This window comes from Mesoplasma entomophilum (assembly GCF_002804125.1).
Taxonomy (GTDB): domain Bacteria; phylum Bacillota_I; class Bacilli_A; order Mycoplasmatales; family Mycoplasmataceae; genus Mesoplasma; species Mesoplasma entomophilum.
The window spans coordinates 104,075-123,126 of the sequence record NZ_CP024966.1 but is presented as its reverse complement, the minus strand read 5'-3'; the positions used below and the strand labels follow the sequence as shown (position 1 = coordinate 123,126).

Genomic DNA, 19,052 nt, shown 5'->3' with positions numbered 1-19,052 from the left:
TTATGCTCCTTTCTCGATTTTTTTAGATTTTCTTTTATCGGATTTAATTTCAGCAACTTCTCTTTCATTCGCTAAAATAAAGTGTCCTTTTTGAACTTCTCTTCATTTTGGAGAATCTGTAATGTAATCAAAATGTTGCTCCTCAGGTTTGTATTTGATGCTTTTTTTCTTTTTCTCTAAATCTGGATCTGGTAATGGTACAGCAGATAATAATGATTTAGTATATGGGTGTAATGGATTATTAAATAATTCATCAGCATCAGCTAATTCAACAATATCTCCACGATAAATAACTGCAATTCTATTTGCAATAAATCTAACAACACTTAAGTCGTGAGCAATGAAAATATATGTTAAATCAAATTCTAATTGAAATTTAGCTAGTAAGTTAATTACTTGTGCTCTAATTGAAACATCAAGTGCTGAGATAGGTTCATCACAAACAACAAATGATGGTTTCATAACTAATGCTCTAGCAATACCAATACGTTGACGTTGACCACCAGAGAATTCATGTGGGTAACGTGACAAGTGTTCAGGTAACATACCAACAGTAGTTAATAACTGTAAAATTAAAAATTGTTTTACTTTTTGGTATTTAATGTTTTCTAATGTTATTTTTCCTACTTTATCTGGATTATTTAAATTAAATCAGTCAATATAAGTTTGAGCAGCTTGTTCATTTTTGTATAATTCAGGGAAATTATCTAAACCTTCAGCAATAATTTCTTCAACTGGCATTCTATCATTTAATGATGATGCTGGATCTTGGAAAATCATTTGCATTTGTTTTTTTAATTCATGTCTTTCTGAACTAGTTGGTAATGAATATTTTGGTGATTTTTCTAATGTTTTTTGAATATTTTCCATAGACATTAGTTCTCTGATTAGTTCTAATTCAGCAACTTTTGATTCATCACCGATTGTTGCTATTTTTTCATTTATTCATTTTAATCATTGTTTTTTATCACTACCTGTTGATACAATTGCAGAACTTAATTTTTGAGCTTGTTTTAAATCAGAAATCATAGGCGATACTAATTTATGTTCAGCAATTAAAATTTCTAATAGTTTACCTAAGTCAAAGAAAAATCTTTTTACTGATTTGTACTTGCCTTTTCTAACATCGTCTCTAACCTTTTCAATTTCTTGAATTGTTAAGTACATTTTAGATTCTGATTTTCTAATTTTAATTGTTAGCTTATTTGTTCTTGCATGCAATTCATTAACTTTTTTTAATAACTCTGGATTAATAATTCCATCCTCTTTTAACATTTTTAAAAATGCTAAAGACTTATCTTGAAGTTTGTATAATTTTAAAATTCTTTTAATAATTTCTTTAACAGCATCCTCAACTAATTTTAATTTTGGATCTTTTGATTTTGAAACTAATTTATGATCTTTTAAATCTAAACCCTCTTCAATTTTTCTAATTTTATTATCAGAATATTCAACAGTTTCTTTTGATTTTAAGTCATAATATCTTCCTTCAATATATTTGAAGTAAACACGCTTGTAATCTTCTGAATAAATTTCTAAAGCTTTAGTAATAGCAGTTTGATTAAGTTTCATTACTTTAATGTGGTGTTCCATTTTTTCATTCATCTTAATTAAATTAGGTGCTTTACCAAATGCTAATGTATCTTGGTAGTAAATAGTTCCATCATTAATTGGTTCGATTCCCATCAAGGCTTTACCAATAGTTGATTTACCAGAACCAGATTCTCCTACCAGTCCAAAAGTTTCTCCTTTATAAATATCAAAAGAAACTTCTTTAACAGCGGAAACTTTGTTTTTACCGTGTCCATATTCAATTAAAAGATCACGTACTTTTATGATTGAATCCTTAGCCATACTATTCACCTACCTTTGCTTCAATTACAGCTTCTTTTAAGTTTTCTAACATTTTAGGTTTTTCAACTTTAGGTGCTCTTGGATCTAATAATCAAGTTCTTGCACCATGAGTTTTACTAATTTCAAACATTGGTGGATTATATTCAAAATCAATTGCTAAAGCGAATTTATTTCTTGGCGCAAATGCATCACCTTTAATTTTGTTAAATAAACTTGGAGGTGTACCTGTAATAGCAAATAATTCTTCACCTTTTGTTCCTAATTGAGGTAATGAAGACAATAATGCTCAAGTATATGGGTGTCTTGCATCAAAGAAAATATCTTTAACAGTTCCATATTCAATAATTTGACCAGCGTACAATACTGCAACACGATCTGCAACATTTGCAACTACCCCTAAGTCATGAGTAATGAATATTACAGTTAAATTAAATTCTTTTTTAAGTTCTTTAATTAACTCCAAAATTTGAGCTTGAATAGTAACATCAAGTGCTGTTGTTGGTTCATCACAAATTAAAACTTTTGGTTTACATGCTAATGCAATGGCAATAACAATACGTTGTCTCATACCACCAGAGTATTTCCCTGGAATGTCATGATAACGTTTTTCAGCATTTGGAATACCTACTTTATTCATTAATTCAATTGCTTGTTGCTTAGCAGCATGTCTTGAAACTTTATTATGCAATCTAATTGCTTCTGAAATTTGAAAACCTACACTTAGTAATGGGTTTAATGAAGTCATTGGGTCCTGAAAAATTGTAGCAATTGTCCCCCCTCTAACTTGTTTTAATTTTTTTATAGCTTCTCTCTTATTTAATCAAGTTGGAGTTGTTTGAAACTTTCATGCAGCTAATAAAGTATTAACTTCATGTTCTTCAACAGTTTCAGCATTTTTTAACTTTTCTAAAACATGTTTTAAGTTTAATTCAAATTCAGTTAAAAACTCTTGTTCTGCAAGAATTCTTAATCCAGCAAGAATTTGTCTTCCTTTCATTAAAGAAAGATTTCTCTTTTTATTTGAAATTTCTTTCATTGTTGGAGTTAAACGTAAAACCGTTCTTTTTCTTAATCTTGAGAATGTTGAAAGTTCATAATAAGCATCATGGATGATTTCACTTTCCTCTTTTATTTTTGCCAATGTATCTTCTGTATCTACACCTTTAACTCCTAAACGAGCATTAAGTGCCTCCAAACGAATCTTTGCATTATTAATTGTTTTGTAATTACTTTTTTTAATTTTTTTTCTAGTATCTGAAGTCAATGAACCTTTGTGATAATTAACTAAGTTTACATCTTCTCTAATAGCTGTTTCAGAATTATTTTTTGATTCTTCTGTTGGAAAGTACATAATTGTTCCATTTGAAATGTAACCATTACTTTCTAACATATTAGTTAATGTTTTAGTTAAAACTGATTTACCTGATCCAGATTCACCAACTATAGCAACTGTTTCTCCGTCATAAATATCAAAAGAAACATTTCTAATAGCTGTTAACATTTTTCCACGAACATTGAATTTAACAACAACGTCTTGAAGAGAAATAATTTTGTCTTTATTTGTAGCCATAAGTTGGTCTCCTATCTATGATTTTTTGGATCTAATGAGTCAGCAAATACCCTAGCAGCTAAGAAGAATACAACTGAAACTATCATAATAACTGCCATTGGAGCAATTAATAAATTTGGATAGATTTGTCATTTTGTTTCATTCATAACTTGGTTTAATATTTGCCCTAAAGATGTTTGTCCCGCTGGAATAAAGTCAAATGCTAAGTAAGCAAGTGAAGCCTCAATTGAAATAGCTGTTGGGATTGCAAATGCAGCTGTCTGTACGATAACTGGTAAAATTTTTGGCATAATGTTTTTGTTTATAATTCTGTATGAACTTGAACCTAAACTTACTGATGCAGTATTATAGTCAGTGTTTTTTACTAACATAATTTGTACCCTTACCATTTGTGCAATACCAACTCATGCTTGAAGTGATATAGCAAAAACAATAACTCAGTAACCTTTACTATTGAATAAGAAAACCATTAATAGTAATAAAATAAATTGTGGAACAATTGTAATGATACTTGCCACTTGAATAAAAATTAAATCTGATTTTCTAAAGTAACCTCAGATTGAACCTAGAACAACTCCTACAACTACTTGAATAGCTGCAATTAAGAAAGCAAATAACAAAGTTGTTCTTGTCCCTGCTCAAACTCTAGCAAATAAATCTTCACCATTCATTCCAATACCAAACAAGTGTTCTCATGATGGTAAAGCAGGATCTCCAATAGTACTTGAAGTATTTTTATAATTCATTACTTCAGGTACAATGAATGCTAAAAGTAAAATTGCAATTAAAACTAAAATAGAAATCATGAAAGTAGGAGAGGTAACTAGTAATTTACCTACAGATTTTCAATAACTATAAGGCTTTGAGTTTAATCTTTCACTTTCGCTAGTTTGTTCTTCGATGATTTGAAACATTTGTTCGTCAATTTCATCAAAATTAACTTTGTTTTCTCTTTCGAATTTTTCTCTATCGATGTTTGTCATATTTTCTCCTTCTTTCTATCTACCACTTAATTTAACTCTAGGGTCCATTAAGACCATAAATAAGTCTGAAACTAATGTTGCAGCAATTTTTACTAATGACGCAAAAGTAATGAATCCTAAAATAACAAATGAGTCACGGTTATTAACTCCATTAATAATTAATTGTGACATACCTGGTATGTTTCATTGAGTTTCAGTTAAAATTGAAGCTCCAAATAATGTAAATGCTAAATCTAAAGGCAACTCACGTAAAATTCTTACTCCAGCATTTCTAAAAATGTGAACGTAGAAAACTTTTGATTCACCTAATCCTTTTGCATATGCAAACTTTGTATAATCAGCAGTCATTTCATCAACAACATAACGTCTTGTTAATATAATTGTTGTTGGAGTCATTAATATAACTAAGGCAACAACTGGTCAAAATCTTGTTCAGAATGATCCTGAACTAAAAATTGAGGAATGACCAAAAACTAAAATTGAAATTAAATAAATTGATATAACAATAACTAATGAAGGCACAGCTAATAAGAATGTAGCAGTTCCGTTAATTGCTCCATCTGTTGCTTTCCCTTTTCTTTTAGCAGCTTCAATACCTAGAGGAATACCAATTAAATAAGAAAATAAAACAGCTACACTTCCAATTCCAAATGAATATGGAATTGCACTTGCAAATAAACTTGTTACTTCAGTTGAACCTGGCATACCCATAGAACTTGATTTAACAACACCTAAGTATACTCAAACAGTTTTGTATGAAGCACTAATTGTGATTGCATCAATTAATTCTTTTGATCCTGTTTTTAATAAACCATCAACTTGTCCACCTGTAAATAAAACTGTGTTAATGATAATTTGAGAATCAGATAAATTAGAAGCATTGGGGAATATAACAGATTGCCCTACTAAAATATGTTTTGGAATAAATGGAATAATGTTTTTAAAGTATCTTAATAATCTATCTATAGCATTACCACTAACTCCAAATAATTCTAATCTTGTTTGTAAAAATGCCTCGTATTTTGGCCCTTCATTACCAATACCCATTTTTCCTAATTCAGAAACATCTGGTAAATATGATGAATCTGGTGTTACAAAGTTAACTAAAAAGAAAACTATCGCAATACTTACAATTAATGTTAATAGTCCATAAATAATACGCTTAAAAGAATACCCAATAAGTGGATGTCTTCTAAAATATTTTAAAGTCTCTTCTTTTAATTCCTCAAATCTATAAGAAGCAGTTCTTCAGAATGTGGGTTGCGCATAAATTAACTCTTCATTTAGATCTAAATCTAACACATCTAAGTTAAAGTTTTTTAAAGTGCTTTTGTTTTTTGATTTAATCATGGTCTTAACCTCCTTATATATATTATTTTTTAATATGATAAACTAAAAGAGTATGTAAGTCAATTGAAAGGAGCAAATATGGCAAAGAATGAATTAAAAAACCTTAAAAAATTAAGAAAAGAAGGTTTAGATCAACACTATAAGGATATTAATAAAGAATTAAATAGTGATTTAAAAGCAGCTGAAAATTATACTAAAATGAAAAAATTTAGAGAAATCAAAAAATTTAATTGAGTAAGCTGAATATCAATTTTAGGTATTACTTTAATTGGTATAGGACTAAGTTTTGGACTTGGTTATGCATTCAAAGATGTTGCAAGTTTTGCTCCTAATATAACAAGCAAAAAAAGATTTCTTGATGCAACGGCTTTTGTTGCTACAGCATATTTATGTATTGAGATTTTAGCTATTTTTATTATTAACTACATTAGAAATAAAAAAGCTGTAAATTATTTTAATGATAAAAGATTAAGATATCAAAAAACTTATACTAAGGAAGAAGCCATTTTAATTAGATGAAGAAATACAATTACTTTTTCCTTATTGCCATTTTTAATTTTTGTTATAGTAATGTATACAATATAAAAAAGGATCAATTATTTTGATCCTTTTTTGCTATTATTATTATTATTTCTATAATTATTTCTATTTAAGTTATTTCTTGGTTTAAACACATAGTCTTTACCATCATATTCATTAACTATTACTAAAACAATTGGCTGTTTACCAGATTCTTGTTTTATTAATGTTCTAACTCTTGTGGCTATATCTTTTTTTATTTCATTAATATCATATTTATTTGGGTTTTCTTTGAATTGACTTTGACCCTGTTCCAAAAGTGATTCAATTTCTTTTTGAATTATTCTAAAAATTGGATTTTCTTCTTTAATATATAAAACTCCGCGCATTTGAGTATCAATCATTGAAATTAATTCCTTATTTCTTGAATCAATTGTTGCACCAATAATCATTACACCATCAGTTGCTAATAATTTTCTTTCATTTAAAACTATGGCTCCAACATCTCCAACTCCAGCTTGATCAACATATGAATTACCTATATCAACTTTTTTATCAGCTATAGAAATTGAGTTTTTTGAAATATTAGCAACTTGACCATTATCTAATATAACAACATTTCTTTCATTTACACCAGCTTCAATTGCTGCCTTCTCAGCTTTTAGAGAATCTTTGAATAATGCTTTAACTGGAATAAAATATTTTGGATTTAACATACTTGTGAAAACTTTAATATCTTCATAAGATGCATGCATTGATCAAATATTTCTGTCGCTTAATGCAATTAACCTAGCGTCTGTTCTTGCTAATTCATCAAGAATTTGCGCATGTCTTTTTTCAACACCTGGTGCTGGTGGTGTTGCTAAGATGATTAAGTCCTTTTCAGCAAACTCAACAACTTCATCGTTCCCTGTAGCAATTTTTGCTAATTTTGAATATAAAACATCTCCTGTTCCTGAAATAATTAAAAGGCCATTTTCTGATTTCATGTATTCGTCAACAGTAATAATGTCTTCTGGAAGAATTTGTAAATTTTCATTAATTAAATTTGATTTTAATATTTCTGTCATTGTTCTTCCATAAACAGCAATCTTGCGATTATTTTCTTTTGCTGCCATACAAATTTCACCTAATTTAAAAATATCTTCTTCAAAAATACCAATAGCTATTTTAGTTTTCTTTTCTTTAAATGAAGTTGAAATGAAGTTTTCAATTTTATGATTAGGAACAGTGAATCCGCTTCTTGATGCATATTCACTATCTGCAATTAGAGCAAGAACACCTTTTTTGCCAATTTCATTTATATGGTTAAAATCTGTTGAAAAGTATGATTGTTCCTTACCATCAATAATATAATCTCCAGCATATACAATTGTTCCTTCTTCAGTATGGAAAGCATAACCATATGATTGAGGTGAAGCTGATGTAGTTCTAAAAACTTCAACTTTCACTTTTCCAAAATCTAAAATTTGCTTATCTTTAACAACAACAAAATTTTGGTCTTTTGTGTTTTTGATACGCATTCTTGATATTTTAATTTTTCCAACTAATTGAGTAATTTCATTACAATAAACTGGAATGTCCATTGTTTTTAAAATGTATGGAACAGAGCCCATATTGTAACTTGCAGAATTTGTTAAAAAAATTCCTTTAATTTTTTGTTTGTTATTTTTTAAGTAATCTAGTTTTGGTGTAACTATATCTACACCTAAAATACCTTTATCAGGATATTTAACACCCGCGTCCAAAATGAAAAGATTATCATCTATATCTAAAACAAAAAGATTTTTTCCTCTTTCATCTTGTCCACCAAGTGCCATAAATTTAATTTTTGACATTTAGTTTCTCCTTATTATTTTAATTTATATAATATTCACTAATCGCGATTAACGTTAGATTAGATAAGTTTTACTTTTTATTATTTTAACATAAGAAAACCAAATAAAAAATGACTCACGTCATTTAATTTATTATTAGTATTCTTTAACTGGTTCAACGTTTTCAAAAGAAATTTCAAGATTTGTATATCTACCAAACATTTCGATAAGAACAACAGCAACACCTTTTTCAAAGTCCATTGAACTTACTTCACCTTCTTCTCCTGCATTGATTCCTTCTTTAACTCTTACAAAATCACCAACAACAAAAGGAGCTGTGAATAATGGTTTTTTAGCAACTGCTTCATTTTCACTATTTTTAACTTCTTCAACTATAACTTCTGTTTTTGGTACTAACATTTCAACAACCTCATCCACTGTTAATGGAAATGGCTTTGCTCCACGACCTGATGATCCAATAAATCCTGTTACACCCGGGGTATTACGGACAACGAATCATGACTCTTCAGACATAATCATGTTAATAAACAAATATCCTGGGAACAAGTTTTTTTCTTTTTCTTTTCCGGTTTTAGTTAAAACCAAACCTTTAGAAATTTTAATATCAAAAACTTGATCTTCCATTTTTTCAGCCTTAATTTTATTTTTTAAGTCATTTAAAACTTTTTCTTCATGTCCTGTTTGTGAGTTAACAACAAATCACTGACCTTTTGAAGCCAAGATTTCAGCTTCTAATTTTAATAATTCTTCTTTATTCATATTTACTCCTATTTTAATATACTTTGATTAATCTAAATAATGCTTCAATACCTAATCCAATACAGAAAAATAATATTGCAAAAAATACCATAAATAATAAAACAATTATGTATTTCTTTTTAAGGTTATCTCATCCAGATCATTTAATTTTATTTATTTCTTTGACTATTTTAATTGGCAATTCTTTCATTGCCAATTTAAAGTTTTTCTTTTCTTTTTGTTTTTTAACTTTGATTGATTTTTTAGTTTGTTTAGAAATCTTAATTTTCTTTTTTTTAGGTTTATCCAAGTTTTCTTCTTGAATGTTAGTTTCTTCTAAAATTACTTGATTTTGTTTTTTCATAGCCATTATCTTGTTTCCTTATGTAATGTGTGTTTATTGCACATTGCGCAAAATTTTTTGATTTCTAAACGTTCTTTTTGAGTTAAGTTACTTTTATTCAACGAATAATTTCTACTTAAACAATCTTCACATACTAAAATTATTTTTCTCGTAGATTTTGTTTTATGCATATTAACCCTCCTCAACCAAGTCATTGTCTAATTAAAAAGGAGGTTGACCTCCTAATAACTATGTTTATTATACATTTATTATTTAAGTTTTCCAATATAATTGGCAACATGAAATAGAATTAAAGATGCGGCTACGTTAGCATTGTATGAGTCTATTGTATTAGTTGATGGTATAAATACATTCATATCACTATTTTTCATAACTAACTCACTTACACCTTTGTGCTCATTTCCGATTACAATTGCTGTTTTATTTGCAAAATCAACTTTTCTCATATCACTAGATTGTGAATTTAAATGTGTTGAATATATTCAAAAGCCCTTTTTTTGTAAATCCTTAATTGCATTACTTAAATTTGTTACTTTACTAATTTTCATGTCATATACAGTTCCAGCTGATGTTTTCACAACTGTTGAGTTAACAAAAACTTGTTTATGATCTAAAATAACAATTTGATCAACGCCCAATAAACTAGAACTTCTAATTATTGCACCAAAATTGTACGGGTCTTGAATTTGGTCTAAAATTAAAACTAATTTTGGTTCATCATTATTCATCTCGTTTAGGGCTTCATTAAAAGGCTTATAATTAAACTCTTTAACTTCAGCTATGACACCTTGGTGATTAACTTCATGTCCGATTAATTCCTCAATTTTTTTAATATCTGTATTTATAACTTGAAATTTATAGTCAGTGATTTCAATTTTAAAATTATTAGAGCTATAAACTTTTTTTATTAAATTTGGGTGTTTTTTTATAAACTCATTAACTGCATGTTTACCATAAATTAAACTTAAATTATCCATTTTATAAAACCCCTTTACTAATCAATACTTTTCTTATTTCATCTGCTTTTTCAAAGTCTTTTTCACTAACAGCGCGTTTTCAACTTCAAAATATTTCTTTTTCATCTTGGCTAATAATAGTGTTTATATTAACACTTAAACCTAAAGTTTTTAAGATGTAATTTAGTGAGTTAATTTTTAAAGCAAATTTTTCAAATTCTTTAGTTAAAATTAGTTTATTTATCTCTTTTATAATTTCTTCAATTAAGGTTAATACCCTAGAAGTATTTAAATCATCAAGCATATGTTTTTTGAATTCTTTTAAGATATTTTCATCTAAAATATTTGTCATATCAATTTGTTCAGTTATGATTATTTGTTTTATTTTTTTACTCAAGTTATTAATCTTTTGAATAAATTTATTTGCTTGATCAATAATATCATCTGATATATTTATTGGTTGTCTATAATAAGTTGATAAAAATATTCATCTTAAAATATCAGAATTATATTGATTTAAGAAATTTGCTAATGTCATAACATTTCCTAATGACTTACTCATCTTTTCACCATCAATAGTTAAGTGTCCATTGTGCATTCAAATATCAGCTAATTCTTTATTATTTTTTGCAATGAATTGAATTCTTTCATTTTCATGGTGGGGGAATTGTAAATCAATGCCTCCTGAGTGAATATCAATTGTTTGGCCTTTAAAATATTCATCGATTAGTAAAGCACATTCTGTATGTCAACCAGGTCTACCTTTACCAAATGAAGAGTCAAATAAGATTCCTTTATTGGTTTTTTTTCAAACGTTAAAATCCAATGGGTTCATCTTTTTATTATCAATTTCCACTCTATTTCCTGAAATCAAGTCATCAATTTTTTTGTTAGATAATTTTCCATATTCTTTTGCAAATTTTTGAATATCAAAATAAACATCGCCTTCGACATCATATGCCGCTTCTGCTTTCACTAATTCTGAAATAAAAAAATTCATTTCATTAATTTTTTCACTAATGGGTATTAATTTATCTGGCATTCTTATATTTAATTTATTTAGGTTTTCTAAAAAAGCAGCCAAATATTTGTCTGTTATTTCTTTTTCAGTTTTATTTTCAACTAAAGCTTTTTCAATTATCTTATCGTCAATGTCAGTTATGTTTTGTAAAAAATTGACCTTTACATCATTTGATTCCAAGAATCTAATTAATGTGTCCATTAAAATAATTGGTCTTGCATTACCAATATGGATATAGTCATAAATTGTAGGTCCACATGAATATATATTGATAGATTTTTTGTTTATTTTCTTATGTTCTTGAGTTAATGTATCAAATAGTTTCATATAGATCCTTTCGTATTATTTTTTAATTAATGGTCTCAGAACTGAATAAACAGTTGCTAATAAAGCTGTATTAAAAATAATTTTTATAGGTATTTGAAGCACCCTTAAGGCTACCATGCTAATGTAACCATCATCTGTATTTGAAGTTAACAACCCTGCATCACCTCAAGCAGCAGTTAAAACAGTTATCAGTATTTCTGTAACTATACAAATAAGGAAAATTGGAAGAATTATTTCTAATCATTTTTGCTTTTTCAATAAAACAAAAACACTGCACATTATGTAGCAAATTGATAATAGTACTCCCATCATTATAATGAATAGCATTGGAATTAATTCTTTTTTAACTGCTATACCAAATAATTTAACATTGCCGTTTTCATCTGGTGTTAAATATTGAAGAGTGTTATATAAAAATGCAGTTGCAGCAATTATAAATAAAGTTATTATAACAACAGTAATTCATTGATGCTTTGATTTCAATTTAAATGTAAATGATGCCATACCAGCTCAGAAACCAAAACCAATGGCAACAATAAAGTAAGCTGGGTGAATAAATGATGGAATAAATAGCATAGTTAGCAATTCTGTAATTAATCCAACAATCAATCCTATTATTGGTCCAAAAATCATACCGGTAATTTTAATCATAATCCCTTCAAAAGCTACTCTGATTGGTGGAAAAACAGTAATAGGAGCTACTAAAGAAATAACAACAGTAACCGAAACTGAACATGCAATCATTATTCCCATGTATGTAATATTTTTTGTGTTAAAAGTAGGAGAAATAAATAAATCACCTTTTCTTACTAAGTATTTTTTATATATAAAAGAACCTAACCCAAAAAGAACTAAACAAGAAAGTGTTAGTAAACTAGAAGCATATGCTAGATGATTTCCAGACATCAATCATTTTAAAAAATTATCCATCATATCTCCTCTCAAGCTAAAATACTTAATAATATTATACTTGTATTATATAATTTTTGCTTTTTTAAATAAAAAAAGCATTATTATAATGCTTTATAAATATTAAATTAAGCTTTTTTAAATTCAAATTTACTTATATTGAAATCATTAAACTTCTTATTAGTAGCTGCCATTTTTTTATTTGGTTTTTCGGTATACTGTGTTCCATCTTCATTATAACCAATAATATTTTTTGAATTAAACTGATAACCCATGAATCTTCAACCAACATATGGAATACCAGATTTATCTTTAACTACTTCATCTTTTTCATTTTTGTATGATGTAAACCCTAAAATAGGTTTAAATGCAGCGCTTAATCCTTCAATAGTTAAATCAATAATATAATTTTGATTTCCAGGTTTAGGTTTACCTGTTTTTAAGTCTAAATTATCATTATATGTTAACTCTAAATTAATTGGTTCTAAAGAAACTAAAGAGTAACCATATGCATATGGCGTTTTGTTTCCCTTTTCATCTTCAGTGTATTCAAATTCAGGTTGTTTACTTTTTTCAGCAACATTTTCTGAATTTAAAATAAGCCCTTGTTTTTTAACGTTTTCTTTACTTATATCCGATTGTTCTTTAACTTTTTTAACTTGAATCGGAACTTCAGGTGAACCTTGTAATTCAGAAATTAGAAGTTGAGAAAAAAAGTCAACTGCTAAATTAGTTCCAGCAATATATTCTCCATAACCTTTTGTTGGGTCATTTGGATCAGTTTCTTTTGCTGTTTTTTCACTATAGTTTGTTTCTTTTGAAATGTAGCTAGAAACATATGAATCAATTTTAATAGGTTCATTATTAGCTTCTTCTGATTTTTCAATTCCTTCTGTAGTTTTTTTAGCTAAACCAATTTTTCCTTCATACAATTTTGGAGTTGATTTTATTTTAACATTTGTTATTCCTTGATTATTTGAACTTTCAAACATTTTGCTTTCATTAACTAATTTTATTGTTTCTTCTGATAAAGTAATAGGTTTTTTAGCTTCAGCAACTTTAATTTCTTCAACATTAGTTGATTGAGAATTGCTTCATTCTGAATACTGCATTAGTCCTAGTAAAGAAGCAATTTTTGAAACATTTGAATAATAATCATTTATTTTATCTTGTTGCTTACTATTTAATCCGGCTGTTCTATATTGACCATCAGCATATACACCTTCTTTATCTGTTCTAAATAAATATTGTCATATATTTTTTGAATTTTGAGTAACGCTTAAATTAGCATTAAAAAATAAGGAATTAATCATATCAGCAACTAAAGATGAAGCAAAATTTCCTGTTATACCATCAAGAGCTTTTTTAACATCTGCTTCAGTATTTTTATATGACTCTTTTGGTTTATATTGACCATCCTTAAATTCATATTTTAATGACTGTTCAAATTCAGGGACTTCAATTTTAAATTCATTTGTAATAACTTTACATGAGACTAAACTACTAGTTGCTGATGCAGCCACAGTTAGAGCTGTAATAATAGATAATAATTTTTTCATAATTCCTCCTTATGAGTATATCTTGTATAATTATAGCAAAAAAAAAATGGAATTTCTCCCATTTTAGTTACCCTTTATCCATGAACTTACCATGACTTTTATCGAATAAGATACTAATGGTTCCAGTAGCACCGTTTCTATGTTTAGAAAGAATTAAATCTGTTGAACTTACTTGATCAACAATTTTGTTTTCTTCTTCATTTGCATCTTTATGTTTATAGTAATCGTCACGATATAAGAACATAATAATATCTGCATCTTGTTCAATAGCTCCTGAATCACGCAAGTCAGACATTATAGGTCTTTTATCTTCACGTTTTTCTACACTTCTTGATAATTGTGATAAACAAACTATTGGAATTCTTAATTCCCTTGCAACTCTTTTTAACTGGCGAGAAATATTTGATATTTCATTCTGTCTATCAGCAGTGCTATTTGTTGAACTAATTAATTGAAGATAATCCACAACACAGAATTTTACATCATGATCTCTCTTTAATTTATATAACTTTGATTGAATTTGTTGAACAGTAATTCCTGGAGTATCATCAATATAAATTGGTAATTGGGAAACAATTTCTTTAGAAGCTAACAAGTTACTTCATTCAGCTTTCGAAATATTTTTACCTGTTCTTAATTTTCTTGAATCAATTTTTGAAACCATTGTCATAATTCTTTGTGTTAATTGTTCAGCTGGCATTTCTAGTGAGAATACAGCAACACCATTTTTATGTCTTGCTGCATTGTATGCAAGGTTTAAAGCAAAAGCAGTTTTTCCCATACTTGGACGAGCTGCTAGAATAATAAGGTCACCCTCTTGAAGCCCTGAAGTTATTTCGTCTAATTCAAATAAATCTGTTGGAATACCTGTTAAAGTTTCACTTCTTTTTTCTAATTCTTGAATTTTTTTAATCAATGATTCTGTTGAAACATGTATACTTTGAACATCGTTCTTTTGTGCATTAAGGTCAATTTTTAATAACTCTTTTTGCATTTCATTAATAGATGTTTCAATATCCATTTGCTCTTCTCTTCTTAAGTTTTGCACTCTTCTTAGTGCTGCATCAAATTTTCTTGATGAACTTGCATAAAAAATATCCTCAATAAAGTTTTCAATCCCTTCATCTGAAAAGAAATCTAGAGCTATATCTTGTAATCTTTGAATTCCACCAATTGATTCTAAATTCCCTTTTTTCTCAATTTGATTTGCAACAGAGTTAATAGTAACTTCTTTGCTTTGTGTATGTAAGTCGGTTATTGCTTGAAAAACTATTTTGTGTGTTGAATCTAAAAAGTCATCGGCAACTAGTCCAGTCATAATATCAGGCAATGCATTTGGAGAATGCATTGCAATAGCCAAAACCATTTTTTCAACCGTATATAAATTATTTTCACTCATATCTTTTCTGCTCATTTTATACCCCTTGAACTTCTACTTTTAATTTGGCTTCAATACCAAACCCCAATTTTATAACTATATAATGCAGACCTAATTGATTAAGGTTTTTAAAATTAACAAATTTTCTTTTATCCAAGTCAATTTTGTATGAGTTTTTTAATTGATCTACTATATCTTGATTTGAAATTGAATGGAAAGCTTTTCCTTCGTTTATTTGCAATTTAAATTTTAATGTTATTTCTTCTAACAATGATTTTAATTGCTTAGTTTCTGCAATAGCTAAATCTTTTTCTTGCTCTTCAACAATTTTTCTGTTTTTAACTGTTTTTACACTACCTTCAGTTGCTATTTTAGCTAGACCTTTTGGAAATAAGAAGTTTCTTGCATAACCATCGCTTATTTCCTTTATCTCGTCTTTTTTCCCTTGTCCTTTTACGTCTTGTAAAAAAATTACTTTCATAAAAACCCCCTAAGTATTTTTAACTTATTTATATTATAAATCACTTTGATTTAATTAACATATTGTAATGTTATATCATTTCAAAAAAACATGATAAAATAAAAAACCATCAATGAATGACGGTTTTAGTTTTAATTAGTCAATTACGTATGGTAATAAAGCCATTTGACGTGCTCTTTTAATTGCAACAGCCAATTGTCTTTGATGTTTTGGAGATGTACCAGTAATTCTTCTTGGTAAGATTTGTCCATTTCCTGAAATGAATTTTTTTAATAATTCAACATCTTTGTAATCGATGTAGTTAATTTTGTTTTTAGCAAAAAAGTTAACTTTTTTTCTTTTTTTAACGAATTTTTTCATTGCCATAATTTTAGTAGCCTTTCTAATTTATATTAATCTCATAAAATTGATTCATCTTCACTTAAAATGATTTCTTCTGTTTGCACATTATTTGATGCAATAGATGAAGTTCTATTTTGAATAGGTGAATCTAAATTAATGTTTGAATTTGTTTCAACAGAGTTATTTGATCCTCTATTTTTAGCAGATTCTAAAAAGTTTACACGGTCGGCAGTAATAGTTACAATAGTTTCATATTTTCCATCGCTTTGTGATGTTCTAACATTAACTCTACCTGAAACTGATATTAGACTTCCTTTTGATAAAAATCTAGCCATATTTTCAGCAGTGTTATTAAAAGCAAAACAAGGAATAAAATTTGTGATTTCTTTTTGACCAGAATATTCACTAACAGCTAATGTGAATGAAACAAATTTTCCTTGCCCATTAGTTGTGTTTCTTAATTCAATGTCTTTTGTAATTCTTCCTATTAAACATACTTGGTTCATAGTTTACTGCTCCTTTTTAAGTTCATTGAACTTATATATTTCTTACTTTGATTATATAACTATTTAGCTAATGCAGCACGAACTTTTCTCATGTATTCGATTAGTTCTTTTTTAGTTAAATCTCTTAAGTTAACTTCTTGTAATTTTTTTGATAAGTTTTTTTCGATTGCAACACTTCTTAATTTGTTTGAATATTTTTGTAATTCGTATCTTTCTTCATCAATATTGTGTGATCCATCAACTTTAGCTCTTTCAGCAGCTGACATTTTTGGTGCAGCTTCTTTTTTAGCTGTAGTTTTTGTCTCATTAACTTCAACTTCTTCAACATGCTCTTCAACAGTTTCAGCTAAGTGAGCTTTATATTTTTCTTCCATTTTTGAAACAAAATCATGAGCTTCTTCATGTGAAACTTCTTCAACAACTTTAGCAGCTTTAACTTCAGTTGTTGATTCTAAAGGTTTTTCAAAAGTTCTTTTTTCAGTTGGTTTAGTAAATTCTTTTTTAACAAAAGGTTTTTTGAAATCTCTTTTTGCTTTTCTTTCTTCTTCGAATTTAGTCATATCAGTTTTTGATAATTGAACTGATTGTTCATAACCTTGTTCATTTTCTGTATTGATGATTAAAGTTCTAACAACATTTTTTTCAATGTTTGCGATTCTTTCAAATTCTTTAATAGCTTCAGCACTAGCTTCAACTATAACTACAAAATAGTGTCCTTTTTTCTTATGGTTAATTTTGTATGCAAATTCGATTAATCCTAAATCGTTTTTTTCAATTACTTTTCCATCTTTAGAAATGATATCAATCATTCTTGATGATAAAGCGTTAACATCTTGTGTATCTTGGTCTAAGATAAACATAGCTTCATATTTTCTTAACATTTTTAATGTCCTCCTTTTGGTCTTTGGGCCTTTGGGCCAAGGAGTTAATCCCGTGTACATTAACTCGCTTAAAATATTATACAAGATTACACTCTTAAAATCTAGTTTAACCCTTTAAAAACACAAATTAATGCAAAAAAAGTTTAAAGGTGTATAATAATTTTTATGAAAAAGAATATAAAAGTAGAAACAAGAATTCTTATAACAGTTGAATTAATTAGTGCACTTTGTGGAACAATAGGAATTATCCTAGGAATATTAAGTCTTCTAAGTTTAAGTTCAAAGACTTGAGGAGAAGCAGATCCAGAAGCTTCATTTATTTTTACAATATTAACTGTTTGCTTTGATACACTAAGTACAGCAACAGCAATTATTGCTTTTAAATATGGTGGAACTATATTAAAAAGAAAATGTGAAAAAGGTTTAAAAATATTACCACTAGAAAAATTTGCAAATAGACTAGACTTATACAGTTTTTTCTTTGGTTTAGCAGGTTTATCTTTGAGTATTCTAAGTTTGTTGTTCCTATTTCAATTTATGAAATCAGACGAAACTTCAAAAATTTCAACAATACTTTCAATAATATGTGATTCTATTAGTGCAGGTATAGTAATTTGAGTTGTAAAAATTATGTTAAAAATTAGTTATTTGGAACACCAAATAAGAAAAGGTAAAATTAAGGTTTAAAGCCTTAATTTTTTTATATTTAATTTATAATATTAAATATGGAAAATAACAAAAAAAATTATTATGGAAGTTTGTCTGCATTAGTCTGTGATCAAACAAAACCACCAGGAGCATCAATTGATGGAGATATAGAATTCTACACTAATGAATTAATTCAAAGAGATGGAATTGTTTTAGAAGCTGGTGTAGGAAATGGAAGGATGGCTATTCCGCTTTTGAGAAAAGGAATAGAAATTTTTGCATTAGATAATTCTAAAGAAATGCTAGAGATATATAAACAAAATCTAATTAAATACAATATGCACTCTGAATTTATGCTTAGTGATTTAAAAGACTTTAAAACTGATTTGAAATTTGAAACAATAATAATGCCAAATGGAAGTTTTTGCTTGCTAGACAGAGAAAATATAATTTCAGTTTTAAACAATTTTAAAAATCATTTAACAGAAAACGGGAGAATTTATTTGGATTTTATATTTCCTACTTCTTTTAAAGCTGGAAATATTCATGAGTACGATTTTGTCTGTGACAATGATGACTTGATAAAAATAAAAAATAAATCAATTTCAATAGATTGAATAAATCAAAAAACTTACACTGAATTAGAATACACAAGAAATTTAGAAAATGAAGTTCAACCTTTTACATTATGATGGTATGGCGTTGAAGAGTTTAAAAATATTCTTAAAAAGTTAGGATTTAAAAATATTCAAACAATAAAAAATTATAAGAATGTTAAAATTTTAAATTTAAAAACACTTACATTTATTTTTGAAAAGTAAATAAAAA

The 19,052-nt window shown here is 27.5% G+C and carries 20 protein-coding genes; 3 read left to right on the top strand and 17 right to left on the bottom strand.

Annotated elements, in window-relative coordinates; all coding sequences use genetic code 4:
* The 4 genes from MENTO_RS03955 to oppB are packed head-to-tail and all read right to left on the bottom strand — an operon-like array spanning position 1 to position 5,757.
* Positions 1 to 1,854, bottom strand: a complete 1,854-nt coding sequence (locus tag MENTO_RS03955) for an ATP-binding cassette domain-containing protein (protein WP_099650958.1) — start codon at positions 1,852 to 1,854, stop codon at positions 1 to 3.
* A gap of 1 nt (position 1,855) precedes the next feature.
* Positions 1,856 to 3,424 carry an oligopeptide/dipeptide ABC transporter ATP-binding protein gene (locus tag MENTO_RS03950; RefSeq protein WP_099650957.1) on the bottom strand — a complete coding sequence of 523 codons (1,569 nt, stop codon included), beginning with the start codon at positions 3,422 to 3,424 and terminating at the stop codon, positions 1,856 to 1,858.
* Positions 3,425 to 3,435: 11 nt separating this feature from the next.
* Complete coding sequence (oppC, locus tag MENTO_RS00485) at positions 3,436 to 4,407, bottom strand: oligopeptide ABC transporter permease OppC (RefSeq protein WP_099650956.1); 972 nt, start codon at positions 4,405 to 4,407, stop codon at positions 3,436 to 3,438.
* Positions 4,408 to 4,422: 15 nt separating this feature from the next.
* On the bottom strand, positions 4,423 to 5,757 hold the full coding sequence (gene oppB / locus MENTO_RS00480; protein ID WP_099650955.1) for an oligopeptide ABC transporter permease OppB: 1,335 nt from the start codon (positions 5,755 to 5,757) through the stop codon (positions 4,423 to 4,425).
* A gap of 78 nt (positions 5,758 to 5,835) precedes the next feature.
* Between oppB and MENTO_RS00475 the strand changes: the two genes are divergently transcribed.
* On the top strand, positions 5,836 to 6,342 hold the full coding sequence (locus MENTO_RS00475; RefSeq protein WP_099650954.1) for a MotA/TolQ/ExbB proton channel family protein: 507 nt from the start codon (positions 5,836 to 5,838) through the stop codon (positions 6,340 to 6,342).
* Positions 6,343 to 6,353: 11 nt separating this feature from the next.
* Here MENTO_RS00475 and MENTO_RS00470 read toward each other — a convergent pair whose 3' ends face one another.
* From MENTO_RS00470 to rpsF, 13 genes are all read right to left on the bottom strand, one after another.
* Positions 6,354 to 8,114, bottom strand: coding sequence for a ribonuclease J (locus tag MENTO_RS00470; protein WP_099650953.1), 1,761 nt, complete (start codon positions 8,112 to 8,114; stop codon positions 6,354 to 6,356).
* Positions 8,115 to 8,249: 135 nt separating this feature from the next.
* On the bottom strand, positions 8,250 to 8,873 hold the full coding sequence (nusG, locus tag MENTO_RS00465; RefSeq protein ID WP_099650952.1) for a transcription termination/antitermination protein NusG: 624 nt from the start codon (positions 8,871 to 8,873) through the stop codon (positions 8,250 to 8,252).
* A gap of 13 nt (positions 8,874 to 8,886) precedes the next feature.
* On the bottom strand, positions 8,887 to 9,222 hold the full coding sequence (secE, locus tag MENTO_RS00460; protein ID WP_099650951.1) for a preprotein translocase subunit SecE: 336 nt from the start codon (positions 9,220 to 9,222) through the stop codon (positions 8,887 to 8,889).
* The gene (rpmG, locus tag MENTO_RS00455; protein WP_099650950.1) at positions 9,222 to 9,386 is read right to left on the bottom strand and encodes a 50S ribosomal protein L33; all 165 of its coding nucleotides are present in this window, start codon (positions 9,384 to 9,386) and stop codon (positions 9,222 to 9,224) included. The genes secE and rpmG overlap by 1 nt, the downstream gene beginning before the upstream one ends.
* Before the next feature lie 78 nt (positions 9,387 to 9,464).
* Positions 9,465 to 10,193 carry a 23S rRNA (guanosine(2251)-2'-O)-methyltransferase RlmB gene (gene rlmB / locus MENTO_RS00450; RefSeq protein WP_099650949.1) on the bottom strand — a complete coding sequence of 243 codons (729 nt, stop codon included), beginning with the start codon at positions 10,191 to 10,193 and terminating at the stop codon, positions 9,465 to 9,467.
* A gap of 1 nt (position 10,194) precedes the next feature.
* On the bottom strand, positions 10,195 to 11,520 hold the full coding sequence (cysS, locus tag MENTO_RS00445; protein WP_099650948.1) for a cysteine--tRNA ligase: 1,326 nt from the start codon (positions 11,518 to 11,520) through the stop codon (positions 10,195 to 10,197).
* Between the two features lie 15 nt (positions 11,521 to 11,535).
* Positions 11,536 to 12,450 carry an ECF transporter S component gene (locus MENTO_RS00440; RefSeq protein ID WP_241033061.1) on the bottom strand — a complete coding sequence of 305 codons (915 nt, stop codon included), beginning with the start codon at positions 12,448 to 12,450 and terminating at the stop codon, positions 11,536 to 11,538.
* Positions 12,451 to 12,557: 107 nt separating this feature from the next.
* A complete protein-coding gene (locus tag MENTO_RS00435) occupies positions 12,558 to 13,988 on the bottom strand; it encodes a hypothetical protein (protein WP_099650946.1) in 1,431 nt (476 codons plus the stop codon).
* A 67-nt stretch (positions 13,989 to 14,055) separates the two neighbouring features.
* On the bottom strand, positions 14,056 to 15,402 hold the full coding sequence (gene dnaB / locus MENTO_RS00430) for a replicative DNA helicase (RefSeq protein WP_099650945.1): 1,347 nt from the start codon (positions 15,400 to 15,402) through the stop codon (positions 14,056 to 14,058).
* 1 nt (position 15,403) lies between these two features.
* Complete coding sequence (gene rplI, locus MENTO_RS00425) at positions 15,404 to 15,847, bottom strand: 50S ribosomal protein L9 (RefSeq protein WP_099650944.1); 444 nt, start codon at positions 15,845 to 15,847, stop codon at positions 15,404 to 15,406.
* A gap of 135 nt (positions 15,848 to 15,982) precedes the next feature.
* The gene (rpsR, locus tag MENTO_RS00420; protein ID WP_011182979.1) at positions 15,983 to 16,213 is read right to left on the bottom strand and encodes a 30S ribosomal protein S18; all 231 of its coding nucleotides are present in this window, start codon (positions 16,211 to 16,213) and stop codon (positions 15,983 to 15,985) included.
* A 26-nt stretch (positions 16,214 to 16,239) separates the two neighbouring features.
* Positions 16,240 to 16,695, bottom strand: a complete 456-nt coding sequence (locus tag MENTO_RS00415; RefSeq protein ID WP_099650943.1) for a single-stranded DNA-binding protein — start codon at positions 16,693 to 16,695, stop codon at positions 16,240 to 16,242.
* Between the two features lie 59 nt (positions 16,696 to 16,754).
* Positions 16,755 to 17,576: a 30S ribosomal protein S6 gene (gene rpsF, locus MENTO_RS00410; protein WP_099650942.1), complete on the bottom strand. Its 822-nt coding sequence runs from the start codon at positions 17,574 to 17,576 to the stop codon at positions 16,755 to 16,757.
* Positions 17,577 to 17,741: 165 nt separating this feature from the next.
* On the opposite strand from rpsF, the gene MENTO_RS00405 reads away from it, so the two are divergent.
* Positions 17,742 to 18,263, top strand: a complete 522-nt coding sequence (locus tag MENTO_RS00405; protein WP_099650941.1) for a hypothetical protein — start codon at positions 17,742 to 17,744, stop codon at positions 18,261 to 18,263.
* 38 nt (positions 18,264 to 18,301) lie between these two features.
* Positions 18,302 to 19,045, top strand: a complete 744-nt coding sequence (locus tag MENTO_RS00400; RefSeq protein ID WP_099650940.1) for a class I SAM-dependent methyltransferase — start codon at positions 18,302 to 18,304, stop codon at positions 19,043 to 19,045.
* The last annotated feature ends 7 nt before the right edge of the window (positions 19,046 to 19,052 follow it).